This is a genomic window from Winkia sp. C0117E2 (assembly GCF_056590455.1).
In genome coordinates this window covers 43,764-70,196 of sequence record NZ_JBWPWD010000006.1, presented here as the reverse complement: position 1 = coordinate 70,196, position 26,433 = coordinate 43,764, and the positions used below count along the sequence as shown (strand labels likewise).

The 26,433-nt window shown below is 58.5% G+C and carries 23 protein-coding genes; 7 read left to right on the top strand and 16 right to left on the bottom strand.

Features of this window, described 5'->3' with window-relative positions; all coding sequences use genetic code 11:
- The first annotated feature begins 22 nt into the window (after positions 1-22).
- From AC1EKG_RS08745 to purM, 3 genes are read left to right on the top strand one after another with little or no spacing between them, the layout of a single operon-like run.
- On the top strand, positions 23-1,378 hold the full coding sequence (locus tag AC1EKG_RS08745) for an alpha-amylase family glycosyl hydrolase (RefSeq protein ID WP_004808350.1): 1,356 nt from the start codon (positions 23-25) through the stop codon (positions 1,376-1,378).
- Positions 1,375-2,946 carry an amidophosphoribosyltransferase gene (gene purF, locus AC1EKG_RS08740; protein ID WP_004808351.1) on the top strand — a complete coding sequence of 524 codons (1,572 nt, stop codon included), beginning with the start codon at positions 1,375-1,377 and terminating at the stop codon, positions 2,944-2,946. The genes AC1EKG_RS08745 and purF overlap by 4 nt, the downstream gene beginning before the upstream one ends.
- A gap of 17 nt (positions 2,947-2,963) precedes the next feature.
- Complete coding sequence (purM, locus tag AC1EKG_RS08735; RefSeq protein ID WP_004808353.1) at positions 2,964-4,070, top strand: phosphoribosylformylglycinamidine cyclo-ligase; 1,107 nt, start codon at positions 2,964-2,966, stop codon at positions 4,068-4,070.
- A gap of 121 nt (positions 4,071-4,191) precedes the next feature.
- On the opposite strand, the gene AC1EKG_RS08730 is transcribed toward purM, so the two are convergent.
- The 5 genes from AC1EKG_RS08730 to AC1EKG_RS08710 form a co-directional block, all read right to left on the bottom strand.
- A complete protein-coding gene (locus AC1EKG_RS08730; protein WP_004808355.1) occupies positions 4,192-4,437 on the bottom strand; it encodes a DUF3073 domain-containing protein in 246 nt (81 codons plus the stop codon).
- A 153-nt stretch (positions 4,438-4,590) separates the two neighbouring features.
- On the bottom strand, positions 4,591-4,908 hold the full coding sequence (locus tag AC1EKG_RS08725; protein ID WP_004808357.1) for a DUF3618 domain-containing protein: 318 nt from the start codon (positions 4,906-4,908) through the stop codon (positions 4,591-4,593).
- A complete protein-coding gene (locus tag AC1EKG_RS08720; protein ID WP_004808358.1) occupies positions 4,905-5,381 on the bottom strand; it encodes a phage holin family protein in 477 nt (158 codons plus the stop codon). The genes AC1EKG_RS08725 and AC1EKG_RS08720 overlap by 4 nt, the downstream gene beginning before the upstream one ends.
- 109 nt (positions 5,382-5,490) lie before the next feature.
- Positions 5,491-8,046, bottom strand: coding sequence for an ABC transporter permease (locus tag AC1EKG_RS08715; RefSeq protein WP_048707885.1), 2,556 nt, complete (start codon positions 8,044-8,046; stop codon positions 5,491-5,493).
- On the bottom strand, positions 8,046-9,125 hold the full coding sequence (locus AC1EKG_RS08710; protein ID WP_004808361.1) for an ABC transporter ATP-binding protein: 1,080 nt from the start codon (positions 9,123-9,125) through the stop codon (positions 8,046-8,048). The genes AC1EKG_RS08715 and AC1EKG_RS08710 overlap by 1 nt, the downstream gene beginning before the upstream one ends.
- A 315-nt stretch (positions 9,126-9,440) precedes the next feature.
- On the opposite strand from AC1EKG_RS08710, the gene AC1EKG_RS08705 reads away from it, so the two are divergent.
- From AC1EKG_RS08705 to AC1EKG_RS08695, 3 genes are read left to right on the top strand one after another with little or no spacing between them, the layout of a single operon-like run.
- Complete coding sequence (locus tag AC1EKG_RS08705) at positions 9,441-10,670, top strand: esterase/lipase family protein (protein ID WP_004808363.1); 1,230 nt, start codon at positions 9,441-9,443, stop codon at positions 10,668-10,670.
- Positions 10,660-11,232, top strand: coding sequence for a hypothetical protein (locus AC1EKG_RS08700; protein ID WP_004808365.1), 573 nt, complete (start codon positions 10,660-10,662; stop codon positions 11,230-11,232). The genes AC1EKG_RS08705 and AC1EKG_RS08700 overlap by 11 nt, the downstream gene beginning before the upstream one ends.
- 54 nt (positions 11,233-11,286) lie before the next feature.
- The gene (locus AC1EKG_RS08695) at positions 11,287-12,552 is read left to right on the top strand and encodes an esterase/lipase family protein (protein WP_040315508.1); all 1,266 of its coding nucleotides are present in this window, start codon (positions 11,287-11,289) and stop codon (positions 12,550-12,552) included.
- Between the two features lie 15 nt (positions 12,553-12,567).
- Here AC1EKG_RS08695 and AC1EKG_RS08690 read toward each other — a convergent pair whose 3' ends face one another.
- From AC1EKG_RS08690 to AC1EKG_RS08660, 7 genes are all read right to left on the bottom strand, one after another.
- Positions 12,568-13,044 (bottom strand): glutathione peroxidase, encoded by a 477-nt coding sequence (locus AC1EKG_RS08690; RefSeq protein WP_004808369.1) that lies wholly within the window; start codon positions 13,042-13,044, stop codon positions 12,568-12,570.
- A gap of 348 nt (positions 13,045-13,392) precedes the next feature.
- A complete protein-coding gene (locus AC1EKG_RS08685; RefSeq protein WP_004808371.1) occupies positions 13,393-13,686 on the bottom strand; it encodes a hypothetical protein in 294 nt (97 codons plus the stop codon).
- A complete protein-coding gene (locus AC1EKG_RS08680; protein ID WP_004808373.1) occupies positions 13,664-14,908 on the bottom strand; it encodes a glycoside hydrolase family 32 protein in 1,245 nt (414 codons plus the stop codon). The genes AC1EKG_RS08685 and AC1EKG_RS08680 overlap by 23 nt, the downstream gene beginning before the upstream one ends.
- A gap of 218 nt (positions 14,909-15,126) precedes the next feature.
- Positions 15,127-16,497, bottom strand: coding sequence for an ABC transporter substrate-binding protein (locus tag AC1EKG_RS08675; RefSeq protein ID WP_082149295.1), 1,371 nt, complete (start codon positions 16,495-16,497; stop codon positions 15,127-15,129).
- A gap of 13 nt (positions 16,498-16,510) precedes the next feature.
- Positions 16,511-17,443, bottom strand: a complete 933-nt coding sequence (locus AC1EKG_RS08670; RefSeq protein ID WP_004808376.1) for a carbohydrate ABC transporter permease — start codon at positions 17,441-17,443, stop codon at positions 16,511-16,513.
- An 8-nt stretch (positions 17,444-17,451) separates the two neighbouring features.
- Positions 17,452-18,360, bottom strand: coding sequence for a carbohydrate ABC transporter permease (locus AC1EKG_RS08665; protein ID WP_004808377.1), 909 nt, complete (start codon positions 18,358-18,360; stop codon positions 17,452-17,454).
- A gap of 10 nt (positions 18,361-18,370) precedes the next feature.
- Positions 18,371-20,497 carry an alpha-galactosidase gene (locus AC1EKG_RS08660; RefSeq protein WP_004808379.1) on the bottom strand — a complete coding sequence of 709 codons (2,127 nt, stop codon included), beginning with the start codon at positions 20,495-20,497 and terminating at the stop codon, positions 18,371-18,373.
- Between the two features lie 111 nt (positions 20,498-20,608).
- On the opposite strand from AC1EKG_RS08660, the gene AC1EKG_RS08655 reads away from it, so the two are divergent.
- Complete coding sequence (locus tag AC1EKG_RS08655) at positions 20,609-21,742, top strand: ROK family protein (protein ID WP_004808381.1); 1,134 nt, start codon at positions 20,609-20,611, stop codon at positions 21,740-21,742.
- A 28-nt stretch (positions 21,743-21,770) separates the two neighbouring features.
- On the opposite strand, the gene AC1EKG_RS08650 is transcribed toward AC1EKG_RS08655, so the two are convergent.
- The 4 genes from AC1EKG_RS08650 to AC1EKG_RS08635 form a co-directional block, all read right to left on the bottom strand.
- Positions 21,771-22,391 carry a sugar O-acetyltransferase gene (locus AC1EKG_RS08650; protein WP_004808383.1) on the bottom strand — a complete coding sequence of 207 codons (621 nt, stop codon included), beginning with the start codon at positions 22,389-22,391 and terminating at the stop codon, positions 21,771-21,773.
- Positions 22,392-22,570: 179 nt separating this feature from the next.
- A complete protein-coding gene (locus AC1EKG_RS08645) occupies positions 22,571-23,818 on the bottom strand; it encodes a DUF308 domain-containing protein (protein ID WP_278614507.1) in 1,248 nt (415 codons plus the stop codon).
- Between the two features lie 136 nt (positions 23,819-23,954).
- Positions 23,955-24,722: a DUF308 domain-containing protein gene (locus tag AC1EKG_RS08640; protein ID WP_278614506.1), complete on the bottom strand. Its 768-nt coding sequence runs from the start codon at positions 24,720-24,722 to the stop codon at positions 23,955-23,957.
- Positions 24,723-24,828: 106 nt separating this feature from the next.
- A complete protein-coding gene (locus tag AC1EKG_RS08635) occupies positions 24,829-26,415 on the bottom strand; it encodes an amidohydrolase (protein WP_481067828.1) in 1,587 nt (528 codons plus the stop codon).
- Positions 26,416-26,433: the final 18 nt, after the last annotated feature.

The window sequence follows — 26,433 nt, the reverse complement described above, 5'->3', positions numbered from 1 at the left end:
GTGGATGCGGCAGAATTGAACCATGGCTGAATTTAGCGAGCACGCAATCTGCTGGCAACTCTACCCGCTAGGAGCACTGGGGGCGCCCAAACTAAATCCCGAAATAGAGGTGCCAGAAAAAGGCCCTTTCCGGCCCGTGCGCACGCTCGCGGATTTGGGGACGTGGGTAGATCATGCTCGCCGGTTGGGGGCAAACGCCATTTTGTTGGGGCCCATTTTCCAGTCCTACTCGCACGGATACGACACCATCGACTACTTCCGCATCGATTCACGCCTAGGCACAATGGAGGACTTTTCTGCTTTTATCGAGTACGCTCACCGGCAAGGGATGGCGGTATTAGCTGACGGGGTGTTCAACCACGTTTCGCCCTACTGCCCGCAAATGCGCGACGTGGTGCAGCGGGGCCCGCAATCGCCATACGCAGACTTTTTCCGGGCAGAGTTTACCGACTGGCATCCCGGGCGACTGCCCGCCTACGACACTTTTGAAGGCCATGCCGGCTTGGCCGCCCTCAACCACGGAAACACCCAGGTGCGCGCCTTGATCGGCAAAGTAATGGACTACTGGAGTGGACGGGGACTAGACGGGTGGCGCCTAGACGCCGCATACGCGGTAGACCCACAACTGTGGGCGCAGATCCTGCCGCCGCTCCGTCGGAAGTATCCGCATCTGTGGGTGTTCGGCGAGGTAATCCACGGCGACTATCCGCAGCTGGTCGCGCAGGCGGGGTGGGATTCACTAACCCAGTATGAATTGTGGAAGTCCATCTGGTCTTCGCTAAGCGACCACAACTTTTATGAATTGCAGTGGAACCTAACTCGTCACCTGGAATTTTGTGAACATTTTTGGCCGCAAACCTTCCTTTCAAACCACGACGTGACCAGAATCGCCTCCCGGCTAACTCCTGGGCAGGTGGGGCAGGCAGCAGCAATACTGCTGACTCTGCCAGGGGTGCCATCGATCTATTACGGCGACGAACTGGGGTACCAGGGCGTAAAAGAGGAACGGGCAGGCGGGGATGACGCGATCCGGCCGAGTCTGCCTGCCACGGCCGGCGTTACTACTGATCGGCAAAAGAAATTTTGGCACTACTATGCCTCCCTCATAGCACTGCGTCGTCGCCACCCGTGGCTGGCGCACGCAAAAATCGAAGTGACTCATATTGAAAACGAAGTAATCTCCTACCGGGCCAGCGCCGCGGATGGGAGCGGTGAATTGCTGGTTGTGTGCAACAACTCAGAGGAAACAATTGGGGCCGGGCATCCCGCACTCGCGGAAATCGGGCATCCAGAGTTGGCTGATTCTTTCCAAAATGGGGAAATTTCTTCAGGAACATTTGGTGTCTTCGCGCCAAAACATGAAAGAATGGGCGCGTGATACGCGGCGACGGCAATCTGAGCCATTCTTTGGATCCCCACGATGACCCTGCACCACAAGATCAGTGCGGCGTATTCGGAGTTTGGGCTCCAGAAGAGGACGTTTCTAGGTTAACTTATTTCGGCATCTACGCCCTGCAGCACCGCGGCCAGCAATCGGCCGGTATCGCCACCTCGAATGGCGAAAAGATCCTGGTGTACAAGGATTTGGGGCTAGTCAGCCAGGTATTTAACGACCAGGCTCTAGAAGGGCTGAAGGGGCATGCGGCCATTGGGCACGCGCGTTACGCCACCACTGGGGCGGACGTGTGGGAAAACGCTCAGCCTACGCTTGGCCCCTCTGGCACGGGCACGCTCGCCCTGGCCCATAACGGCAACCTGACGAACACGAAGCAGCTACGCGAGATCGTAATGAACAAGCTGGGATCGCGTGGAGAGGTAGCTCGGGGTGCTTCTACAGACACCGCGCTTATCAACGCGCTGTTAGGCTCAGGTGACAAACTTTCGCAGATCGGGTGGGAATTGCCCGAGGGCGGCATAGAGGGGGCGCGCATCAAGGGCGCAAACGACACCTTTGTAGGCGAGGCGCCAGCGCCGCTGATTGAATCTGCACTCCGCGTCCTGCCTCATCTGAAGGGTGCCTTCTCGCTCGTGTTCATGGACGAGCAACACCTGTACGCCGCCCGTGACCCGCACGGGGTGCGTCCGTTTGTGCTGGGCCGGCTACCGCATGGGTGGGCCCTGGCATCGGAAACCGCCGCCCTCGACATTGTGGGCGCTACCGTGGTTCGCGAAATAGAGCCCGGCGAATTGATCTCGATCGACCACTCGGGGGTGCGGTCCTACCGTTTTGCGAAGTCCACTCCGAACGTGTGCGCCTTCGAATACGTGTACCTGGCCCGTCCTGACACTCGCATCGGAGGTCGGTCCATCATCCAGTCCCGCCGCGAAATGGGGGCGGCACTAGCCAAGGAACACCCGGTAGAGGCCGACTTGGTTATGGCAACCCCGGACTCGGGCACGCCCGCTGCCATTGGGTATGCCGAAGAAAGCGGTATCCCGTTCCAGCAAGGCCTGGTCAAGAACGCGTATGTGGGCCGCACATTCATTCAGCCCACCCAGATCATGCGTCAGCGCGGCATTCGGCTGAAACTGAATCCGATCCGCGAAATTATTGAGGGCAAGCGCTTGATCGTGGTAGATGACTCGATTGTGCGCGGCAATACGCAGCGGCAGGTCGTGTCCATGTTGCGCGAGGCCGGCGCTGCCGAAGTGCACGTGCGCATCTCTTCCCCGCCCGTGCTGTGGCCCTGTTTCTTCGGCATCGACTTTGCTACTCGCGCCGAACTGATTGCCGCATCTATGAATACTGACCAGATTTGCGAGTCTATTCAGGCCGATTCGCTTGGTTACCTGAGTATTGACGGCATGGTCAAGGCTTCCGGGCAGGATCCTTCCACCCTGTGCATGGCCTGCTTCAATGGGGACTACCCAATTTCCATCCCCGCGGGCACCCCTGTCCCCGGCGGTAAGGGCGCGGTTACCAGCCAGCAGGTCTGGGCCGAATAATCTAAGAAAGGGCACTCATGTCTGAAGAAATCACCTACGCTTCTGCGGGAGTTGACACCGCTGCTGGCGACCAGGCCGTAGAACTGATGAAGGAGGCCGTTTCGCGCACCTTCACCCCGCAGGTGGTTGGCGGTATCGGCGGTTTCGCCGGTATGGTCGACGCTTCTGCCCTGGCAGGTATGAAGAAGCCGTACCTGACCACGTCTACTGACGGGGTAGGCACGAAGATCGCTATTGCGCAGGCCCTGGATATTCACGACACGATCGGCCAGGACCTGGTCGGCATGGTGGTAGACGATATTGCGGTAGTGGGGGCACGCCCTCTTCTGATGACTGACTACATTGCTTGCGGGCATGTGCAGCCGCAGCGCATCGCAGACATTGTGCGTGGGGTAGCCGAGGCATGTGCCGCCGTTGACACTCCGTTGCTGGGTGGGGAAACCGCCGAGCATCCTGGGATGATGGGTGCCGACGATTACGACATTGCTGGGGCTGCGACGGGTGTTGTCGAGGCCGACCAGATGCTTGGTGCCGACCGTGTTCGCGAATCGGACGTGCTGGTTGGGCTTGCCGCTTCCGGGCTGCACTCGAACGGGTACTCGCTAGTCAGGCGCGTGCTCGAGGTTTCTAAGGCCGATCTGCACGCGCAGGTGGCACAATTCGGGCGCACGTTAGGCGAGGAATTGTTAGAACCCACTCGCCTCTACTCGCGCCTCTGCCTGCAGATTAAGGACGAGGTCGGCGTCGAAGGCCTGCACGCTCTGTCCCACGTGACCGGCGGTGGTCTGGCAGCAAATCTGGCCCGCGTCCTGCCGCTAGAGTTGGGAGCCGTTGTAGACCGCGGTTCTTGGAAGGTGCCTGCAGTTTTTGACTGGGTGCGCACTCAGGGCAATGTTTCCTGGGACGATCTAGAAATGACATTGAACTTGGGCATCGGCATGGTTGCTGTGTGCGCTCCAGACAGCGTGGATGCCGTGCGCGAATGCGCCCGCCAGGCAGGCTGCGAGTCTGCAATTCTGGGTCAGGTTGAATCCGATCCTACCGCTACCGGACGCGTCATCTCTGAAGCGAAAGGCGTAAAGGGCGGCAAGGTAGTGCTAACTGGTAGCTACGCCCTCGCCTGATTGGCAACGTATGCGGCTGCCATTGGCCGATGCTTCTAGCAGGCGACGCGGAATGTGGAACTTTAGGGCTTAAACGTTTTGGTGGCCCGACCTAACAGGTCGGGCCACCAAAAAATACTAATCAGCGGTGTGCCGATGCCCAGTCTTCCCAGTCATCAGCGTCGTCGTCAGCATACATATCTGCGTACTTATCGGCGTATTTTGCGTACGGATCATCCTCGTACGACCCTTGGTCGTCCGTATCAATGGTCTCGCCACGTTGAGCCGCAAGTTCGCGCTGCAATGCCGCGTAATCTGTATCAGTGCTGAAATACTTCAGCTTACGTGCAACCTTACGCTGTTTCGCCTTCTGACGGCCGCGCCCCATGGGGTCGACCCCCTCTATTCTTCTCGTCGGGAAGGCACAAACGTGCGTCCCGGATGTTCAACTTAAATGTTTCGTGTCTATAGGGTACAACTTCGTTGCACCCTTACGCTAACCATATGCTTGTGGCGAACCCATGTTCGCGTAAAGAAATGGTTAGTTTCGCTTGGCAAAATAGGCAATTCCCAAAGCGGTAATTAGGGCTCCAGCTGCACCGGCAATTGTGCCGATAGCCTTCGTGTCGCCAGCCTGAGCAGCCTCGAAAAGTGATTGTGCTTTCACTTTTGCTTCCTGGCCCTTGACTTTGGCGCTCTCTTTGAACTCCTGGCTCTTTACCTTGGCAGTGTCCTTAAATTCCTGGACCTTCACCTTGGGGTCGAGCTGGGCTGCCAGCTGATCCACAGTGTCCTGCATATCCTGGCGAGCACGCCGCAGTTCTTCTTCGATCTGTTCGGGGGTGCGATTGTCGCTCACTTGCCTAGTCCCTTCTGTGCTCCGGTCTTAGCCGCGTCGATAGATTGTTTGAAACCCTTTTGTGGATCCGGCTTGTCCTTGGTGCCCTTCTTCAGTTGAGAGAGGCCGACCAGCGCCAGAATAAGAATAATAACTAGCAGCACACCGGCCACGATCAGGCAAGATGCCCACATAGGCAGTGCTACGCCAATGCCGTATATGGCTGCCCACAGCAAAATGCCGAGCATGTAAAGGGCTAGTACGCCTGCAACTGCTAGCAGTGCGCCACCGGTGCCGCACTTCTTGGCCATGACAGTGGCCTTGGCTTTAGCCAGGTCGATTTCGCCTTGCACAAGAGTGTGCACCTGGTCAGATAGCTTCGAAAATAGTTCCCCCAACGAAGATCCGGACTGAGTGCGGATAGGTTTAGCTGTGTTGGTTGGGGCGGCGGTGCTGCCTGCATTCGCCTTTGGGTCTACGGAAGGACTAGTCACATTGGCCTCCTAGGCTTACTGTACGTACTGGCATCATTTTGCCACTATTTAAGAAAGTTATCGCCTTTTGCATGTTTTTTGTGAGCTTATGGCCTGGGAAGGTACCCCCCTATTCTTCGGTGATTGCGTCCAGGATGGGCTTGCGAGAAGCGCTGGCGGCAGGGATTATTGCCGCGATGATGCCAACCAGGATAGAGCCGACGGCCAGGATCGCGATGGTTGGCCACGGAATAGAAATGGTGTTGATCCCAGAAGAACCCAAATACTTCAGCAGCGCCCACCCCAGGTAGCAACCGGTAATGATGCCGGTGAGTGCGCCGAAGATGGTGATCAGCACCGACTCGATGGTGATGGTTCCGGCAATACCTAGCCGGGACATGCCCACCGCCCTCATCAGGCCAATCTCGCGGGTGCGTTCCGAAACGGAAAGCGACAGGGTGTTGATGATTCCCAAGATCGCGATGACGATGGACAGGCCAAGCAGGCCATACAAGATGCCCATGGTCTGGTTAATTCCAGCTTCGGTGGCCGAATCCAGTTCGGCAGGAGTCATGACCTCGAAAGTGTAAGTCTTCTTCAGAATGTCCTGCACGTCCTTCTGGATACGCTCAACTTGTTTGTGATCCTTCGGATCGTTCACCCGCAAGAACGCGTTGCCGGAAACGGTTTGGGAAAGACCAATGTTGTCGGCCTCGGCAGGGCTGACCAGTCCGGTAGTGCGAAGAACTGCGGAATCGTAGCGGGCAACCACCGTCAATTCGCGCGGCGTGCCGCTACTGCCAATCACGTGGACCTTGGTGCCCACCTTCATGTCCTTGTCGGCGCTATCCGAGAGCGCAATCTTGCCTTCGCCCAGGTTGGCGATCTTGCCGGCGGTGACTGCCAGATTCAAGTCTTTAGCCATGGCATCTGCGTCGAATCTACCGAGCAACAAGGGGGAAGCATCCTGCGCAGTTTGCTTTGGCCCATAGCCGGCAGCAACGCCCATCTGGAGCGAATCGTTTAGCGACTTGACGCCCTCGACCTGCAGAATCTTATCCTTCACAGGCTTGGTCAGGGCAGTGGGTTTTACGCCCTCGATAGTGCGCACTATCAGCGACGCCTTCAGTTCATTTTTCATCTGATCCGCGGTCGAATCGCGCACCGAGGACGCCAACGTGGACCCGGCCGAAACCAGGGCCATGCCAATCAGTAGTGCACCGGCAGTGGAAGCGATGCGGCGCGGAGATCGCAGCACATTGCGCAGGCCAAGGCGTCCGTGTGGCCGGAAGATTCGCAGCGGCCAAGCCAGCAGCCACGCGATCGGCCTAGCAAGAATAGGCAGCAACGCGATGATTCCAAACAGCAGGGCTGCTGCCCCAACGCCCAGCATGATGCCGGGCTGGCTGAAAGTGACCTTGCCGGTGGCAGCCGTCCAGGTCAGGAACAAACCGGCGGCGGTAAGAATGACGCCAACAATAGTGCGCAAAGTGAGGGGCTTTTCGTTTGCGCCCTCGGCGGTGCGCATTGCCTCGATAGGCGCAATGGAAGCCGCATGCCGAGCAGGCAATAGTGCACCCAGAACGGTGACGACGGTGCCGATGGCAATCGAGAGCAAGATGATGCCCAGCGACATGGCTCCTCCGACCTTGAGAGGCAGCCCGGCGGCGGAGATTAGTGCTCCCATAGCTGCCAGCAAGCCGGCGCCCAAAGCAACACCAATGATGGAGCCAATCAGGCCGATTACTACCGACTCGAGCGCTACGGAAAGGAAGATCTGGCCCGACGAAACCCCGACCGCCCTCATCAGGGCAAATTCCTTGGTACGGGCCTTCACCGACATCTGGAAAGTATTGCCAATGATGAAGGTGCCAACAAACAGGGCAAGAAGGACGAACACGAGCAGGAAGGTATTGACGAAACCGAGGACCTGGTCGATGGTCTTGTTGTCCTCGTCTGCCAGCTTCGAGGCCGTCATCGCCTCGGTGCCGCGGTCCAGAACCTTATTGATGTTGTGGACTACCGCCGTAGTGCTGGCGCCCTTATTTTTGCTGACCGACAGGTACATGGATTTGCCGGAAGCACCCAGTAGTGATCTGGCTTGCTCGGGATTCATGTAGACGATCTGGTAGGCCTGAATATCTATGGGCAGCTTGTAAAAACCGCTGACGGTGAAGTCTAAGGGAGTGCCCTCGACGACAAACTTCACCTTGTCGCCGATCTTGACTCCTAGCTTTTTCGCGTCCTTGTGGGGGATAGCTACCTGATTCTTAGCCGGGGCCTTCCCACTTACCAGTTTGGGGCCACCGGGGCCGGGCTCTACCACCTGGGCGGTGGCCGTACCGGCAGTCCGTAGCGGAGTGCCGTCCTGCTTCATGAGCACCGCAATGGAAACGTAGTAGGGGCGCACCTCGGATACGCCCTGCACTTTTTGTACCTTTTCCTGCAGGTCAAGGGGGACTTGATCGCGCATGGTCAGCGGGGAGGAGGAGCTAGAGATCTTCGGTCCAACCACGTAGATGTCCGCCGTACGCGAGGAAGCGGTAAGCGACTTGAAGTTGGAATCGAGCACCTGCCGCAGGGATAGGGTGCCCGAGAGGAAGGCGATGCCCAGGGCAACCGCCAACATGGTTAGTAGAAAGCGGCCAAAGTGGGCCTTAATTCCGCGCAGAGTTACTTTCAGCATCACTTATTCTTCCGGCGAGCGCGCGGGGGAAATACCAGAGGGATCTCTCCGGAGGGCGGGGTCGGTTCCGGGGGAGCGTCAAACCCGCGCGAAGACACATGTGAGCCATGACGGACAGGAGCGGTAGGTACCTGCTGCGGCTCCTCGGGCTGAACCTGAGCATCTTCTTTTTCCACCAGGGCAGGAGTGGCCGGACTAGAACCGGCAGATTCGCGGCTAGGCGGTGTTGAATCGGCGGGGGCAGCCTGCCGACCAGGCTCGCTCTTTGCAGAGGAATCGGCCTTCGCCTCGGCGGAATTGAGCTCGCGCAAAGCGTCTAATACCGAATCGGGGTTCGGGTCATCGAGCTGGGCAACCACCTTGCCGTCCACCAGGAATAGCACCCGGTCTGCGTAGGCGGCCGCATCGGGTTCGTGCGTCACCATTACTACCGTCTGTCCGAAGGAGTCGACGGCCCCGCGCAGGCGATCTAGTACTTGCCGGGTCGAGGTCGAATCTAGGTTTCCGGTGGGTTCGTCGGCAAAGACCACCGCAGGTTCCCCAACCAGGGCGCGGGCACAAGCCACCCTTTGCTGCTGACCACCGGACAGTTCGGCGGGCCGGTGCGCCAGGCGTTCGCGGAGCCCCATCTGATCGACTACCGTGTTGAAACGTTCCGGATCGAGCTTGCGGTGGGCCACGTCTGCCGGCAGCGTGATGTTCTCTTCGGCGCTGAGCGTGGGAATTAGGTTGAAGGACTGGAAGATGAAGCCGATGCGGTCGCGGCGTAGCTTCGTGAGTCGGGATTGGCTCATGCTAGTGACCTCGATGTTGTCAAGCATGATCTTCCCGCCGGTGGTGCGGTCTAGGCCAGCCAAGCAGTGCATAAGAGTGGATTTACCAGAACCGGACGGGCCCATGATGGCCGTAAACCGCCCCCGTTCGATCTGCACATCAACGTGGTCTAAGGCCGTCACCTTGTTGGAACCTCGACCGTAGACCTTGGTCAGATCGCTGGCTTCGATCACCGCGTCCTGAACAGGTTGGAGTGGTCGCAAAATAGGGTTTGAAAAAGAAGGCTCACTGGTGGTTTTTCCCATAGAACGAACCTATCAAGGATGCCTAAAGGCTGCCCTTTCAAAGCGCTAGCAGCGAACACGCCAATTAGTGCCGCTAGCGGTGGCGAAGTCTGAAGGTAGAGGCCGGACGTGCAGCCTAAGGCTCGGCCCAGCCTTGGCAGATACTAAATAATGCAGGAGTGACTGGTTGGGAGGGGGTGCACTTTTTGCTCTGGCAGTGAGAAAGTGTGCGTACTTGGCAGATAATTTGCACATTTTTGCCAACAGTTTCCGGGTGGGGTGGCCTGTGCTAGCTTCGAAAAATAGCCAATGTTCTCAATGACGAGGAGTAGCGCAATGAAGCGCAGGTTTGCAATATCAAAAGCTTTGCTGGCGGCGGCAGCTGCCGGCGCTGTAGGGCTGGCGGGAATGGCGCCGGCTTTAGCTGCAGAATTGCCCTCGAAAAAGGCGGTGGACGCCGACGCTTGTGCGCAGTTCGTGCAGCGGCCACAGATTCTAAAATCGGACACCCGCCCAGACGGCACCCCAATCCCGGAGCAGGATCCTCAGGGAGCAACCCCCGTGGTGTTCGTGCACGGTTGGGTCTCTAAGATTGCTCACGACGAAGGGCGGGAAGGCTACTTTTCGCATTACGTAGCCTCGCGAGCCAACGGCCATGCGGGCACTCTACTGGCGAAGGGCGATATTCACTCTTCGATGATCGGGCTGGTACAGCAGGTTCCGGGCGCGCAGCCTTACACTTTCGACTACTCGCAGGTGGGTTCGCACTGGGTGACAGATCCGCAAATTGGCGCCAAGCTGGCTAATGGGCTTTCGTGCCTGGCAAAGCAGTACGGCAAGCCGGCGGTAGTGGTCACACACTCGATGGGTGGGCTGGCGATTCGTGAGGCGCTCGGCAAAATGGATCCGACAGCCGCCCAAGAAGCGGTGAGCGACGTGGTTGCTATTGCCCCACCCAACAAGGGTTCCGATATTGCGGGCACCTTGAATGAAACTATCGAGGGCGCCAGCGACGCGCCGCTGATTGGTTTGCCCGTGCGCTTGGCTGATCGAATCCTGAAGGGGTGCGCAGCCAAGATGGACGAAAAGAATGAAGGCTGTATTGGCGTGCCAGTGGTGGATGCATTCCGCGGTTGGGGTGGGCAGGCGCTGCGCCCAGACTCACCTGAACTGGCAGCATTGCCGCAGATCCCGCAGGGTATTCACGTGACTAACTTAGCCGGTGACATCCAGATTGGTGGGCTGTCGCTGTTCGGCAAAACTACGAAGCCGGTGGTGTCACTGGGGGACACGCTGGTAACTACAGAATCTGCTACGGCGGGTGCGGACGAAGCACAGGTGCAGACTTGCCGCTACGCCTTTGTTTCCACCTGGGGAGCCAAGGAGGACTTTGATCGGCTGAAGCTGCTGTCAAAGGGCGATTCGGTTGAACGACCCGCAACAATTTTCGACACCCCTTGCGCCCATGAGGCTTTGCTGCGCGAAGTCAACACGAACGAGGCGGTAGTGAAGGTGGTGCGCGAGCGCGCTGCCCAGCAGGTACAGGAGGCAGCTGGTGAGCAGTAGAACCCGCAACCTAATCCTGGCCGGCATTGGGGTGGTACTGGCGGTGGTAGTGATTGGCCTGGCCGCGAGCTTGTGGACGTACAAGGAAGCGACTCCGAAGGCAGCATCGGACACCATCCCAAGTGCCACTGTTCCGCAAAAGCAGGCGGGCCAGAAGGATCCGGCCGCGGAAGCGAAAGTGAAGACGCCAACGCCTACGCCTACTCCCACCAAGGAAGCGCCTGCCAAGGTGGAACGTTCTAAGGAAGAGGTCGAAGAGGCCGTAAAGACGGTTACCGACGCTCCGAAGGACCCGGATCAGGCGGTGTCGGCGAACACCAAGGAGTTCTATGGGGTGGACCTTTCGGAGGTCTTCCCGAAGGGCACCAAGGTGGACGTGGACAAGAGCACCTGGACTGATGTGGACGAGACGACGGCGATGGTGCTTACAACAATCACCCGCCCCGGCCAGCAGGCAGAGAAGTACACTGCGGTACTTGGCAAGTCCAACGGAAAGTGGACGTTGCTTGGCACTCTGCCTTTTGAAGAGGGCGACGCCGGCGCTGACACGCAAAGCGAGTAGGCCGGCCCGAAAACCCCGGGCATTTTTCCAGCCCGGTAATTGAAAGAAAGGACAATGGTGTTCAAACATTTCAGAAAGGTATCTGCGGTGGCGGCTGTGAGCGCGCTGGCTGCAGCGGGGATGGCGGGGACAGCCCTTGCCACTCCCCAGACGCAGGAGGAGCCGGACGTAAATGCGTGTTCGGCGTTCTTGGATCATCCCCCGATTTTGGATTCCGACCATACGGATTCTGACCAGCCGATTGTGCGCGATGGCGTGGGGAAGATCCCCGTGGTGTTGGTGCATGGGTGGACTGCTCGGGGCCATCATGCCGACGAGGGCGGCAGCCAGTTCTCGTTGAAGATCGACCGGGAGGCCAACGGTATTGGCGGGGAATTGCTGGCGAAGAGCGAGATCAAGTCTTCGTTCATCGGCAAACTGCAGCAGGACCCGAACGTGGAAGTGTTCATGTTCAACTACGAACCGGTGTCCACGCACTGGGTGACTGACCCGCAGATTGGCGACAGGTTGGCCAAGGGGCTTGAATGCGTGACTGATACTTTCGGCAAGAAGGCCGTGGTAGTGGGCCATTCGATGGGTGGCTTGGCGCTCCGCGAAGCAATGGCGAAGGTAGACCAGGACGGCAAGCCGATTTCTGCTCGGGTCGGCCAGGCGATCACCTTTGGCACTCCTAACACGGGCGTGCCGCTCGCATCGGTAGCTTTCGATGCGGTCGATGGAGCGATGCTGGTTCCGGGGCTGAACATTCCCGTTGGACTTACAAAACTGCTGCTGAAGCAGTGTTCGGCGATGGCAGATAAGACCGGACAGTTCTGTTTCGGCATTGGTGGTCCGCCCGACGCCGCCTACAGTCAGGGCGCGCTGGCGATGCGTGACGATTCAGTCGAGATCAAGAATCTTCCTGCCTGGCCCGAGGGCGTGCCGTACACGGCATACGCGGGCGACGTGCAGGTTGGCGGCTTCACCCTGTTTGGGAAAACCTCGAAGCGACTGATCGAGATGGGCGACTACGCGGTGCCGGTTGCTTCTGCAACGGATAACGCAGACGAGGTCGCAACCTCCAAGTGCGAGTATGGCATCGTTTCGAAGGCTTCCGTGAAAGAGGCCGGGCTTCGACTGCGGTCGGTGTTCACGGGAGATTCGGAGCGTCGGCCTACCGGGATGATTCTTCCCTACGTGCAGGGACACGAGTTCGCCTCACCCTGCTACCACAACAATTTGATGGCCGAGGTTGGTCTAACGAACAAAGCGTTGGCCAAGATTGACCAGGCTGCAACGCAGTTGGCTGCCGAAACTTCTCAGCCAGCGCAGGAAGAATAGCGAGTTGCCCCTGCCCTAAGCCTTGAGCGCCTCTTGGATTGCGTCCTCGAAGGAACAGGGCTTAGTGGTGGGGGCATAGCGATGGATTACCTGGCCGTCGCGTCCCACTAGGAATTTGGTGAAGTTCCATTTGATGGCGGCGAACATACCGCCCGTTTCGGTTTTCAGGTGTTCGAACAGCGGGTCGGTGTTGCGCCCGTTCACATCGATCTTTGCGAGCACGGGGAAGGAAACCCCGTAGTTTAGTTTGCAGAATTCCTGGATCTCGTCATTGGAACCGGGATCCTGATTGGCGAATTGGTTGCAGGGGAATCCCAGCACCACTAGCCCCTGGTCGGCATATTTTTCGTGTAGCTTCTGCAATTCTTCGAGCTGCGGAGTGAAACCACATTTAGAGGCAGTATTTACTATGAGCAACACTTTTCCCTGGTGCTGGGAAAGGTCATAGTTGCTGCCGTCGGCGGCTTTTACAGTGAAATCAAAAACTGACATTGTCCCATCTCCACTCGTTACGCTTTGCTACGCCCTTCACCCTAATACGCAAAGATTAGAAACAACTGGACGCCCGGGTGCATTAAGGAAGTGGGGGTGGGGTTTTTAAATGAGTTGAGCCCCGCCAGGGACCATGGCTCTAGAGTCCGGGGCAAAGCTCAACTAGTTGTTGCGCATAATATTCGCGCTGTACATGCGGGACTCTAGCTTCCTTCCCGCTTCCGTGCAGGTGTAGCGGAAGTGAGATCCACGCAGATTAAAAAATTATCAGAAAAGTCGCACAAAAGGAAAAATGTGGCCTGATGAGCCTCAGAAATTGGGTTTTGCTGGCCTGTTGTAATTGGGGTTTTAGCGGCCTACCGTGCCGGCGTTCCAACAGTAGGGGTGCCAGTGGCGACGGGCGTCGACGCCTTGGTCCAGCCCGAAGGAGCCCTGGATTATCCAGGCGACTACGTGGGGGCTGCCGACCTCGATGACGTGGGTGCAGCCGGGGCAGATGTATTCCTTCTCTGCCGCGGGTAGGCGTTGCACCCGATAGGTGTTGCCGCCACGCACCTGGGTGGTTGGGGTGGAGGCTAGGCGGCGTATCTGTAGAGGGCGCGCTTCTTGCGCCCACTTGTTAGTTCGCCTCTTGCGTCCCATCTGCTAACTTCCAAAAATTTGCCGTTGCATCCTGCAGCTCAAGGCTGATCCCGTTCGTGGGGTCGAAGCGTTCCGTGTGGGGGAACCTGCCTACCTTTGCCGGGTAGAACTCTACCAAGGATCCGTCTACTAGCAGCCGGTCGCCCGGTTCTACGTCTAGGTCGCGTCGCTTAGCCAGGGTGATCTTGCCGGCGGAGGTGAACTCTGCCTCCCACGCATGTACGCCCGCTAGCTCGTCTTGTGCTACCTCTTCCTGGCGCAGCTCGGTGAGCTTTTCGAAGGGAGCCAGGTAGGGGAAGGCGCCGTCGGGGCCTTCGGCTAGGGTGACGATGCGCGGGAAGGTTAGTGCGCCAGCCAGGCCGTCTTTAGCGACCTCTCCTAGAGGGCGAACCTTAGATTCGGGAGCCCACGCCATCATGGTGGGCACCCCGTCTAGGAGTGCAATTTTTGGCGAGAAGAAGTCTGGGCCGGAATCGGCTCTGCCAGCCTTGGTGGCCTGGAAGTGGGGTACTTCGCCGTCGAAATTGATGGTGCCCAAAGCCCAGCCGACGGAATCTTTGAAGGTGTCGCGCTGGCGCATGGAAATGAAGAATACCCATCGCTGCCCGAATCGGACTAGCTGCGGGAATTCCCAGTTGGGGGCTTCCAAGGCGCCGGGGGCGTCCGCAGCGCTGTAGAACACGCCCAGTTCGCGCCAGGAATCCAAATCGTTGGCATCGTAAATGACTACGCCTCCGCGTTCGCCAACCTGCCCACCTTGAATGGCGTAGCGGAAACCGTCGTGTACGAATACGCAGGGGGCGCCCAGCTTGGCGGCTTCAGCCTGCCGGTTTTCTACCTGCACAGGGGATTTGTCTGTGAATACCTTGGTGTCCGGGGTGCCGGTTGCGATGATGGGCTGGCAGATTCCGTTCGAGACGCCGCTTACGCCCGCGTAGACCAGTTTTACCGTGTCGCCCTCGGCAAGGGCGGTGCCGCCCCAGCAGCCGTTGTCATCGATGCCGTCTAGTTCGGGGCGCAGCGCTTCTGGCTCGTTGTGCCAGTGCAGCATGTCCCTAGAGGTGGCGTGTCCCCAGTGCACCTGTTCACGAATGGTGGAGTTGGGGTTGTGTTGAAAAAAGACGTGAGTAACGCCAGAAGCGCGGAATAATCCGGCGGGGTTAGACAACCAACCTTTTTCGGGACGGACGTGCAAAACGGGACGATGGGCGCTGAAATTCACCCTTTATGCGTAGCACATTTGTATGAGCTGAGCGAGCCAGAAGCCCACTTTAGGGCTGTTTTACGCCCCTTTTCACAAGCGCGCCCACGCCGCATCTGTTGCGGATCGCCCCGAGCCGCTGCCTGATTGTCCCAATTTGCTGCCCGCGCCAAAAGAAATGCCCCGCCTTGCGCTGGCCGAAAAATTCGGGGCAAAGCGGGGCTTCTTGTTGGTAGCGCCTACTTGAAGAGGGCGTTTACCTGCTTGTTTGCGCCCATCAACGATTCTAGGGGCTTGCTGCCGCCAACCACGGCGTCCATGGCTGGCTGCATGATCGTCTGAATCTGGTCCCACCTGGCGGTGACGGGCGAGGGGACCGTCCGGCCGTCCTCTTTCATATATGAAGAGTAGGCGGTGGCCGTATAGCCCATATCCGATACTGTACTGATTGCTTTCTTGGTGGATTCCTTCAGCGACGGGAAGACGACGCCCTGTGCGGCAACCAGGTTCTGACACTTGGGTGTGCCCATGAACCGGACCCACTTCCAGGCTTCTTCGGGGTGTTTCGTGCCCGCGAAGATGGAGTCGCCCACGCCGTTCATTACCGAGGCTCTGTATCCGGCCGGTCCGTATGGGCCGGGTGCTACGTCTACGCCCCATTTTTCCATCTTGGGTTTGATGTTGGCGTTCTGCCAGGCCCCCTCGATCAGGGTGGCGTACTTACCTGCGGCTAGCGATTCCACGGTCCCAACGCCCGAGGTAGCGGCTGGGAGGGAGGGCATGTATCCCTTCTTGATTAGTCCCTTCCACCAGGCGATAGTTTCCGTCAGTTTGGGGGAATCGTAGTTCCACTTGGTGATCCATTTGCCGGCCTCGTCCTTGTCGGCGTTGTAGCGCCACCCATTAGACAGGGCGTAGGTGGACCACTGCACCTGCCCGTAGCCGGCACCTGACTCGTTGTAGCCCATACCGTAGATCTCTACGTGCTTCGGGTCGAAACCTTTTTCGTCTCCGCGCACCCCGTTTTTGTCAATGCTCATGTGGGCGATGAACTTTTCGAAGGTACCCCCGTCCTTGGGATTCCAGCTGAGCTTCCACAGGTCTTCCGGGGTGTAGCCGGCCTGCTTTAGGTAGGTCTTGTTGTAAAACATGGCTTCGGTGTCCCAGTCCTTCGGTAGCCCGTAAAGGCCCTTGCCTTCCTTGCCTTGGAACAGCCCTGCCAGCCCGTCCTGGTATGCCGACATGTCTACGTGGTCGCGTTTGGCATATTTGGAGATATCCAGTATTTGCCCTAGTTGCTGGTACTTTGGCATCTGCTGGGTGTGGTTGATGAAGACGTCTGGGGCCGTCTCGGCCACCATGGACGCGGTGATCTGCGTCCAGTAGTCGTCCCATCCGTACTGGTTGATGCGAACGTCGATGTGGGGGTTTTCTTTTTCGAACGCCTTCTCGCATGCGGTGTATCCGGGTAGCTGGGCGCTGTCCCACAACCAGTAGTTGATGGTGGTCTTGCCTGCTTCTCCGACCTCGCCGGTGCTACACCCTGCTAGTAGCAGGGCGCTTATAGATCCAAGGGCGAGGGCGAGCATCCCTTTGCGTTTGTTTCTCACTTTTCCGCTCCTTCTACTTCAGGCCAGAGAAGCCGATGGAATTGACGATTCGCTTGCCCAGGATGGCAAAGAGGATCATGATGGGCACGGCCGCCAGCAGGGTGGCTGCCATGAGCGCAGACCAGTCGGGGGCTCCTTGCGGGGTTTGCGACCGGAAGATGCCGAGCGCCACGGTTAGCACGCGCACCTTTTCGTTTTGGCCTACTAGCAGTGGCCACAGGTAGTCGTTCCACTGGGTGATGAAAGTCAGCACGAACAGGGTGGTTATGGGTGCCTTTGCCATGGGAATAATGACCCGGAAGAAGGTGCCGATGCGCGAGGCCCCGTCTAGGAGGGCGGCCTCTTCAATTTCGCGCGGAATTCCAAGGAAGAATTGGCGCAGGAAGAAGATGGCGAAGGGAGTCATCAGCAGGGTGGGCAGCACGATCCCGGCGTAGGTGTTCAGCAGGCCCAGTTCCTTGATGAGGACGAAGTTGGGGATTGCCGTGAAGATTGACGGAATCATGAGCGCGGATAGGAAGAAGGTGAACACGATGTTTCGGCCCGGCCACTTCAGCCTTGAGAAGGCGTAGGCGGCCATTGCCGAGAAGAGTGTTTGCCCAACTGCTACGACGGTGGAGACCACGGCGGAGTTGCGCATGTAAATCCAGAAGTTGATTTGGGCGCCGGCGCCGCCTTGTGCCAGGTTTTCGTCTAGCGAGGTTAGGCCCAGTACTCGGCGGTAGGCGTCCAGAGTGGGGTTGTCTGGAATCAGGTTGTTTAGCGATCCGGTGATCTCGGAGTTTGGGGTTAGCGAGGTGCGTAGCATCCACAGGAACGGCAGGATGGTGATTGCCAGGATGATGATCAGGAATGCCCAGGCCAGGTAGTGGCCGATGCCGCGGCGAACCTTTGTGCCCTTGTTTTTCTTTGCGCCAATGTGTGCGGGCGCTGTTGCGGTTGTCATTTTTGCCCTCACAGTTCGTCGGATTCGCTGGCTCGCATGAGCTTCATCTGGATGAGTGCCACGGCTAGCAGCAGCACAAATAGGGCTACCGCTAGGGCGGATGCGTATCCGAAGTCCAGCTGTCCGAATGCTAGGTCGTAGATGTAGAAGTACAGCACGCGCGTGGCGTTGACCGGCCCGCCCTTGGTGGTGACCGAGATGGTGTCGAAGATCTGGAAGGAGCCAATCATGGTCACCACTAGCACCATTGCCATGACCGGGCGCAGTAGTGGCAGGGTGATCGAGAAGAATTTGCGGGTCTCGCTAGCCCCGTCCAGGGAGGCAGCTTCGTAAACTTGTGGGTTGATGGTTTGTAGTCCCGCAAACACTAGCAGGGCGGTGTATCCCATGTGGCGCCACACGTTGATGGCGGCGACGGTGGGGATGGCCCATTTTTCGTCGCCGAAGAAGGCGACCGGGTCTATGCCTACCCATTGCAGCAGCGAGTTCACGATGCCGATGTTGAAATCCATCATGAAATACCACAGCAGGGCTACGATCACGTTAGCTACGAAGTAGGGCAGCAGTGCCATACCGCGAATTACCGTGGACTTGGTCAGTTTGTGCAGCAGTACGGCCAATAGCACGGCAATGATTGTCTGGAATCCGATATTCAAGATCACGTAGTAGAAGGTGACCCAGAGGGCGTTCCAGAACAGTGGGTCAGAGAACATGCGGGCGTAGTTGGCGGTACCTACGAACTTTGGGGGAGTCAGCACGTGGTACTCGGTGAACGACCAGTACAGTCCTCGAATGGCTGGGACCAGGTAGAAGGCGATTAGGCCTATAGAGGCCGGCCCCAGGAACAGGAGGACGGTGCCCCACAGTCCTTTATTTGATTTGCGCCGCAATTTGGCGGGCGCTTTGGTTGATGACATGGCTTGCTTCCTAGTTCTTCTTTGAAACTTGCAAAAGCAGCGCGGATTCGGGAATCAGCGTTGGGATGGGAAGGCCGACTTGGCATAGCACGGCTCCAGGAATGGCTACGGCTTCGCCCTCGGGTGGCCACCATGCGGGGGCGCTCCGAAGGTCGAACACGGTTTGGGTGGGTCCTAGCAGGCGAACTTCGTATTCGCCCTCGGGGGCAAGTCCCGGCAAGGTGAGGGGCGCAAAGGGCGCACTTGCCGAGGTCGAAGTGCAGCTGAGCTCGAAGATGGCCTGCCCGTTCCCCACCACTCCGCGGCAGCTCAGTGCCGCATCGGGGTAGTCTGCGCGCACGGTTTTGCCGGAATGCAGCAGTCCCCGATGTTCCTTGTACACCTTGATCCAGGCGGCTAGCCGCTCCTTCTCGGTGGGCGTGGCCTTGCGCAGGTCCCATTCGATGCCCATGTGCTGGAAGAGGGCGGTAATCGCGCGGTAGTCGATCGAGTGCGCTCGCCCAGTAGTGTGCGAGGTGGTGGAGGCTACGTGCGATCCGATTACCTCGGGCGGCAACAGTAATAGTTCACCCCTGTGAATGCCCTGCCGCTCCAGCGGATCAATGCAGTCCGACCCCCATACGCGCTGGCAGTGCGCCATGATGCCCAGGTCGATTCGCCCGCCCCCGGAAGAACAGGACTCGATCTCTAGGTGCGGGAACTGCGCGCGCAGCTTATCTAGCAGGGCATACAGGGCGAGGGCGTGATCGCGGTAGGCAGGCCGACCGGTAAGGCGGGAGCCGCCCTCTAGAATGTCGCGGTTGTAATCCCACTTGATGTACGAAATTTGGTATTCGCTAAGCAGGCTCGCAATGGCGTTGTAAAGGTAGTCGAAGCATTCTTTAATGCCCAGATTCAGCACCTGCTGGTGGCGTCCTTCCATGGGGGAGCGCTCGCGGGTGGGGGCCAGGATCCACTCGGGGTGGGCGCGGGCCAGGTCAGAGTCGGGGTTTACCATTTCGGGTTCGAACCACAGGCCAAATTGCATGCCTTTGCTGGTGACGGCATCGACGATGGGGGAAAGCCCCTGCGGCCAGGCTTCGTCGCTGACGTGCCAATCGCCCAGGCCTTTAGTGTCGTCGCGCCGGGAGCCGAACCATCCGTCGTCCAGGACAAATCGCTCCACGCCGATGGCTGCCGCTTCGTCTACCAGGTCTAGGAGGGGCTGCAAGGTGTGGTCAAAGTAGACTGCTTCCCACGCGTTCAGGGTGACGGGCCGGGGGGTGTCGGGGTGTGCCGGGAGGGCGCGCACGTAGCCGTGGTAGCGGGCGGCGGCGTCGTTGAGGCCTGCTCCCCAGGAGGCCAGCATGGTGGGGCTGGTGTAGCTTTCGCCGCTTTGCAGTACTACTTCGCCGGGGTACAAGTATTCGCCGCCGGCCAGATACGTGATCCCCGAATTCGTCTTTTCTGCCCACGTTTGGGTTGAGCCGGAGTAGGCCACGTGGAGAAGGTGGGCACTTCCATCAGTCCAGGTAGGACCCGGAGTGCAGGTGCCGTGCAGGGTGGAGCCTGCAAAGTCGCGACTGACCATGTTCTGCCTGGTGTGGGTACCGATGGTGAACTCGTGGGTTTGCAGGTTGCGTTCGCGCAGGTGCCGGGATGCCAGGTCCAGGACGCGACTCTCGCGTGCCGGGGTAGGTAGAGCCAGGGCCAGGCGGGTTAGTTCGTACGGATCCTGTCCAGTGTTGGTCAGGGTGGCGTTGGCCTGTACGAGACCAGATGGGGTTACTTGTAGATGTAGGCGCAGTTCGAGGCCGGCGTCGGCGGCCTCGTAGGACAGCTCTGCACTGGCGTCTTCCACCTTTGTGGCGGTCAGCGAGAACTGGGGGGCGAAGTCTTTGCCCTGCCTGGACCCGATTAGCCCAAGTGTCCCTAACCAGCCATTCGATTGTTGCGGAATCAAATTAAGTGTGGCTGGTAAGTCGGTGGCGCTAGGGGCCAGGCCGGGGGTGAAAAACTTTGCGGCAAGGGGGGTGGAGTCAGATGCGACTGGTAGCTGCTTGCCCCAATAAATTGGAGTAGCCGTGTGAACAGGTGTTACATCTAAAACTAATGAGGTTCCACCCCGGGATAGGGTGATGATATGCGGCTGCGCCATGAGGTACCTTTCGACTCTGAAAAGTGATACTTCGACTCTACTTTGTTTTGCGGTAAAATAAAAGCCAATGCGGGATAAACCTAGTCAGCATGAGGGGAATGGGGGACGACGATGGGGTCAACTGCCCTGCAGCTCGCATACGAGATTGTGCGTTCAGCGCCGGTGGGTAGGCGCAGTCTTGCCGCCACGCTGGAATTGTCGCCGGCGTCAGCCACCAGGCTGGTGAAGGAACTTCTTGGAGCCGGAATAGTAGAAGAGGGCGAAGAAACCCAGCCCACGCTGGGGCGGCCGGTGGTTGCTGTACAGCCATCTTCAAAATTGTTGCTGGCCGGCATTACGTTCCACACCAGTGGTGCCACTGCCGTGCTCATGGACGCGCGCGGACAGGTGCGTGAATCGTTAGAGGCTGAACTGTCAGACCATTCGGTTGCGGCAGTGGCAGCCCTAGGCAAAGAGCTGTTGCGCGAATTGGCTGCGGAGGCCGATCGCCCGATAACCGCTACAGGAGTTTCTCTAGGCGGAGCAATAAGCCCTGCCGGGTACGTGACGCGGGCACCGTTTTATGGATGGCGGCAGGTGGATCTTGGTGCGCAGTGGGGGCGGAAGAAACCTACGGTATTTGTGAACGACGCGGATGCTTTCGCCCTCGGAGAGCTCTGGTACGGAGTGGGGCGGCAGTATTCCGACTTTGCCATAGTGACCACCGGAATGGGGGTCGGTCACGCGGTGGTAAGGGAGCGGAAACTCCTTGACAGCCCGTATTCCGGGATCGGACTTATTGGACATGTGCCGGTTGCCGGCCCCGAGGTGGTGTGCAAACTAGGCCATCGTGGATGTGCCAGCGCCGTCTTGTCGATGCCCGCCCTCGCGCATGACATGCACGCGGTTGGGGTACCCGTCGCAGACATTGCAGACGCCGACCAATTTGCTTCCAGTTTGCGGCAAATAGTGCAAGAGGGCGACCCTGCTGGGATAGCCGTGCTTGAAAACTACGCGCAAGCTCTGTGCCGCACCATCGTTATAGTTGGCAACGTGTCGATGGTCTCCCAGGTAGTAGTGGGAGGCGAACTGGCCCAACTGGCAGGGTGGCAGGAACTGGCCGTGAAAGAAAAGCTGGCCCAAATGCACGATCCGGATGAACCTGGCCTGACTCTGCACGTGCGCGATGGGGCCTTCGTTGATTGGGCTAGGGGCGCTGCAGCCGTAGCCTTCCGCACCTGGATTCGGCATCGCCTGGAAAAGTAAAGGCGGCTATCCCGAGGGCGAACCCTAGTTACAGATCCTTCGGCGGCTTGTAGGTGAACTCCTTGTCCGCATCGGTAATGTGGCGCAAAATTTTGGCAGGGACACCGCCCACTACCACCCTGGCAGGCACGTTCGCCGTAACCACCGAACCGGCAGCAACCACTGCGCCCTGGCCAATGGTTACGCCCGGCAGCACTGTCACGTTAGCGCCAAGCCACACCTTGTCCTCAAGAGTGATCTTGCTGGAAAACTGGGCGTAAGTAGCCCGCAATTCCGGGTCGATCGGGTGGCCCGCCGTAGACAACGTGCAGTTCGGACCAATCAGCACCTGGTTGCCAATTTGAATCTCACTATCATCCACCAGGGTCGTCCCAAAATTCATGTACACGTCATTGCCCACGCTGGTGTTAGAACCATAAGCCACATGCAATGGCGGTTCTACGCACACGTCCTTACCCACATGCGCGAACAACCGCTGCAGCAACCGAGTCCTGCCAGCACTATCCCTGGCCGAAGTGCGGTTGTACTTGTCAGCCAACTCCTTGCCGTGAATGCGCTCCTCTTCAAGCACCTCCAAACCTGGACCAAAATCAAGGTAGAGCTCATTTTCGCGCATGCGTCGACGCACTTCGCGCTCCCGGGGATCCATATTGTCTCCATGCCAACGAGGGATCAGACCATCCCATGGTATGCGGGCCCAGGCTTCGTGTCTGCGATACGGCAAACATGTACCCCTCAGGTGCCGGCAACTTGCTGTAAAGACGCTGCGACCTCCGCACATTGCCTGCGGAGGTCGCTACCGGTTGCCGTAGTCCGCAACGCTAAAGGCTATTTCTGCACTTTGATGAAGACGGGGTCTTCATCGTAGGAAGGCCGCATGGTTATTACGCCCTTGGCGCCCTTGGGCACCTCAATAACCTCATTGAATGTTGCAGTACCGCCCTCGTAGAGCTCTCCGGAGCCGTTTCTCGTGGAGTCGTACACAATGACGTGGCTAGTGCGGTTGTAGCTCTTCCCGTCCTCGGCAACGAAAGTCACTCGCAGCAGGCTGGGTATACCGGCCTCATCGGGGTGCTGCGGGTCAGCTGATCCCTTATATTTCGCGGTGACATTCGCAATGGCGTATTCGTTACCGTCTGCTGGTGGCTCGTTGAATCTGTTCGCAGCGAGGACTTCTTTATCTGCGTTTCGCTTGAAGGAATTTATCTTGATAACCCACTCTGTGGTTTCGACGTCCTGGCCAAGCTTGTACGGGTTGGCCCTAGTGCCCACGCTCTTAGAAGCCGATTTCTTGTCCTGGTCAGCATCGTCCTTACCGTCCTCTTTCGAGGGCACAGCATCGTCAGAAGAATCCTCGTCAGCTTTTTGGGAGGGATCGGCTTTTTCAGAGTAATGCGTGTCATTGTGAGGGCGGTAAGAGATCGACGCCAAGCCCGCGTCCATCAGTGCCTTCCCGGTTGTGAATATGGCGGTAAGACCAAGAATGCCCGTTAGGACAAGAGCGCCAATGACGGTCTTGCGTTCCTTATTCTTCACGATGAATCCGGCGACCACCAGGGCCAACGCGATCAGGATGCAGAGCCAGGCAGCGATAATAGTGGGCTTGAAGAATGCCAGGATGATACCGATTACGGCAACTGCGATGCCGGCGATGCCGACATAGTTTAGGTCTTTCTTACCAGTCTGAGTTGTGCCTTGTCTCTGGTACGGGTTGTAGTTGGCGCCCGTGTAAGGCCCCATTCCGCCCTGCGAACCTTGGGGACCCTGTTGCTGCTGGCCCTGGTTGCCCTGCGTAAACTGCTGGTTATGGTCCGGCTGCGGCCGGCTATTGTGAGGCTGACTTACCGGAGCTTGGAATGCGGGGGAAGTCTGGTCAGCGGATGCGCCGCTTCGCGACCAGGGAGTATTGCCTTCGGGCCTGCCCGACTGGGGCTGGGAATTGCCTGACTGGGCCTGCGGCTTGCCCGGCTTAGTTTCAGGTTTTTCTGGTTGGGATCCTGCCGCACCAGGATTTGTGCGCGCGGATCTATCCTGGTCCTTATTCGGACCAGAGGGTGGTGTAAATGGGCTCGACATTGGCCTGTACTTTCTTCTCTGACTTAAACATTTTGGGGTGTATTAATTCGTAACTTACTGTGAGGTGGGTAACGTCACAACAAATAAGGAACCTGTAGGATTCGGAACGATTGTGCAGGTGGGCTATGGGTGTGCCCTAAAAGCTGCCGTCATCTTCCTGGTCCTCGTCTCCGCCCTCGTCGTATTCCTTGACGCCATCGTCCGATCCTTCGGTGTACTCCTTGATGTGAGTCTTGCCGTTGGGGTAGTGGGTGTATTCCTTGTGTGTGCCGTTGATGTCCCGGGTGTAGGTCCAGTTCATCTTGTCGGGGTCGATCATCTTGAATGCCATGATAGAGGTCATCGTGATCGTGATTATTATCAGCAAGAGTGTTGCAACTGCGGCGCCGATCGCGGTCTTCCGTTCCTTGCCCTTGACGATGAATCCGGCAACGGTCAAGATCAACGCTGCAAGGATGCACGACCAGGCGATGATCAGGGTGGGCTTGAAGAATGCCAGGATTATGCCGATTACCGCCACCGCGATGCCGACGATGCTAGTGGTGTTGCGTTCTTTCTTTCCTTCTGGCTGCCGATTTTGCTGGCCAGGGTAGGTTGGCCCTCCTTGCCGCGGGGCTTGGTAGTAGCCCGATTGTGGCTGCCCGTATCCCTGGGGTGAGCTCTGGTAGTAGCCCTGCTCCTGGTTGGAGTATCCCTGCTGGCCATACCCTTGGGGCGCGTTTTGCTGATAGTGCTGGCCCTGTTGGTACTGCTGGCCGTAGTTCTGGGGCGGGTTTTGCTGGTAGCCCTGCCCTTGGGTGCCGGGATTTTGGAAGGGGTTGGAACCCTGCTGCTGGTTGCCAGTGCCGCCGCTATTGTTATTGTCCGCATTGGGGTCTGATGGGGACTGGAATGGGCTAGACATTTGCTTGTCTTCCTTCTGCAAAATAATTATTTAGACATGTATCACCTAAAATGTACTGTGAAATAGGTAACGCTACAACAGATAAGGGGCCTGTCGGCCTGGCGTGTTAGCCATGGTGTACCTGCACGCCATCTAGGTAGGTAGCCACGATCTTTACCTCGGCAAGCTCTTTCGCGGGTAGCTGCAGCGGATCTGCGGCGAAGACCGTCAGGTCGGCCAACGCCCCCGGTTCTATAACCCCGCCACTCGCGCCAGAAGAGGCCGCCACTTCACGCGTGTAGCACTGTAACGCCTGCAAGTTGGTGAGCGCCTGATCTGGGCTGATCGGCCTGCTATTCGGGTCCTTGGTGTGTTGGCGCGAGATGGCATCCGCCATGATCTCGCGGGGATCGGAACCCGCAATGGGCCAGTCTGAACCGAGCGCTAAATGGTCGGCGGCCTCGTAGACGTCCTTTAGTCGGAACGCCAGTTTCGCCCTCTGCGGGCCTAGCCTGCGCGACCACGCGTCGGCCCCATCTGGATCTAGGAAGTGGGTGCAATGGGTGGGCTGCATGGACGCGGAAATGCCGGACTCAGCAAGGGCGCGCACGCCCTCGTCGGTAATTTCTTCAATATGCTCGATTCGGTGGACGACCTTAGTCCGCCCCAAGGAACGGATCGCGTCGATGACGGACTCGATGCCGCGATCGCCAACGGCATGGGTCGAGGTCGGCACCCCGGCCGCGTCGAAAGTGCGCAGTACCTGCACGTAATCGTGCGGGTTGGCCCAAGAGGAGCTGGTGCATTCCCCTTTCGTATCGGGCTCAGCTAGCCAGCCGGAGCCATTGTCGATGGTGCCGTCGATCATCATCTTGGCTCCGCGCACCTGATAACGCCGGCCCGCCTTGCCTTGTAGATCGAGCACTTGCTGGACTCGCTCGGCAGGGTGCCCCGCTAAAATCCAGGGGGCGATACGCAAGCGGATCGGTAAGTCCGCCTGAGCTTCGATAGCCTCTAGCACGTCTAGGGACTCCGGGTCGTCGAAATCCAACATTTCGCCGCCCGTAAGGCCGCTCGCCGCCATCTGCTGGAAAGTTTCCAAAGTGTCCTGCACCTTCTGCTGCAAGGTAAGTGGCGGGGCCGCTTCCTTTAGACGGTCGATGGCGGACGCCTCCCGTAAGAATCCGGTTGGTTTTCCATCCTGATCCACAATGATCTGTCCCGGCCCAGCCAGCTCTTCAGCGCCGCGAATATTTGCCGCCTCTAACGCCTTGGCGTTGGCCACGGCCGCGTGCCCATCGAAGAGCATCACGAACACGGGGTTGTCTGGGAAGGCATCAGTGATAGCGGCACCCGAGGGTGCGCCCTCGCCAAAAGTGGACTGCTCAAGCCCCCAGGCGAACACCCATTCGCCCTCCGCTACCTCGCCTGCCGCTTCCCGGAGGAGGCTGGCAGCTTCGGCGCTATCCTTCGCTTTCCCCAGGTAGGTGCCGCGCGCGATGTGCTGACCCCAGATGGGGTGAATGTGCGCGTCCGTGAGGCCGGGAGTGATGGTGGCATCCGGGTAATCGACGCGGTGGTCAGCCTGCCAGGAATCGGCCTCGGCAAGCGAGCCCACCTTTTCGATGCACCCGGCAGTAATCCCTAACGCCTGGGGTGTATCCGGAGCATCCGACATGGTGTGAATGGTGTTTGCGGTGATGATTAGGTCCATTGTTTTCCCGTTCCGTTA

Coding starts and splice junctions, on each gene's coding strand:
- AC1EKG_RS08670 (WP_004808376.1), bottom strand. CDS start 17,443: ATGACAACCGCAACAGCGCCCGCACACATTGGCGCAAAGAAAAACAAG.
- AC1EKG_RS08745 (WP_004808350.1), top strand. CDS start 23: ATGGCTGAATTTAGCGAGCACGCAATCTGCTGGCAACTCTACCCGCTA.
- AC1EKG_RS08650 (WP_004808383.1), bottom strand. CDS start 22,391: ATGGATCCCCGGGAGCGCGAAGTGCGTCGACGCATGCGCGAAAATGAG.
- AC1EKG_RS08690 (WP_004808369.1), bottom strand. CDS start 13,044: ATGTCAGTTTTTGATTTCACTGTAAAAGCCGCCGACGGCAGCAACTAT.
- AC1EKG_RS08635 (WP_481067828.1), bottom strand. CDS start 26,415: ATGGACCTAATCATCACCGCAAACACCATTCACACCATGTCGGATGCT.
- AC1EKG_RS08710 (WP_004808361.1), bottom strand. CDS start 9,125: ATGGGAAAAACCACCAGTGAGCCTTCTTTTTCAAACCCTATTTTGCGA.
- AC1EKG_RS08695 (WP_040315508.1), top strand. CDS start 11,287: ATGGTGTTCAAACATTTCAGAAAGGTATCTGCGGTGGCGGCTGTGAGC.
- AC1EKG_RS08660 (WP_004808379.1), bottom strand. CDS start 20,497: ATGGCGCAGCCGCATATCATCACCCTATCCCGGGGTGGAACCTCATTA.
- AC1EKG_RS08705 (WP_004808363.1), top strand. CDS start 9,441: ATGAAGCGCAGGTTTGCAATATCAAAAGCTTTGCTGGCGGCGGCAGCT.
- AC1EKG_RS08645 (WP_278614507.1), bottom strand. CDS start 23,818: ATGTCGAGCCCATTTACACCACCCTCTGGTCCGAATAAGGACCAGGAT.
- AC1EKG_RS08665 (WP_004808377.1), bottom strand. CDS start 18,360: ATGTCATCAACCAAAGCGCCCGCCAAATTGCGGCGCAAATCAAATAAA.
- AC1EKG_RS08715 (WP_048707885.1), bottom strand. CDS start 8,046: ATGCTGAAAGTAACTCTGCGCGGAATTAAGGCCCACTTTGGCCGCTTT.
- AC1EKG_RS08730 (WP_004808355.1), bottom strand. CDS start 4,437: ATGGGGCGCGGCCGTCAGAAGGCGAAACAGCGTAAGGTTGCACGTAAG.
- AC1EKG_RS08655 (WP_004808381.1), top strand. CDS start 20,609: ATGGGGTCAACTGCCCTGCAGCTCGCATACGAGATTGTGCGTTCAGCG.
- purM (WP_004808353.1), top strand. CDS start 2,964: ATGTCTGAAGAAATCACCTACGCTTCTGCGGGAGTTGACACCGCTGCT.
- AC1EKG_RS08685 (WP_004808371.1), bottom strand. CDS start 13,686: ATGGGACGCAAGAGGCGAACTAACAAGTGGGCGCAAGAAGCGCGCCCT.
- AC1EKG_RS08640 (WP_278614506.1), bottom strand. CDS start 24,722: ATGTCTAGCCCATTCCAGTCCCCATCAGACCCCAATGCGGACAATAAC.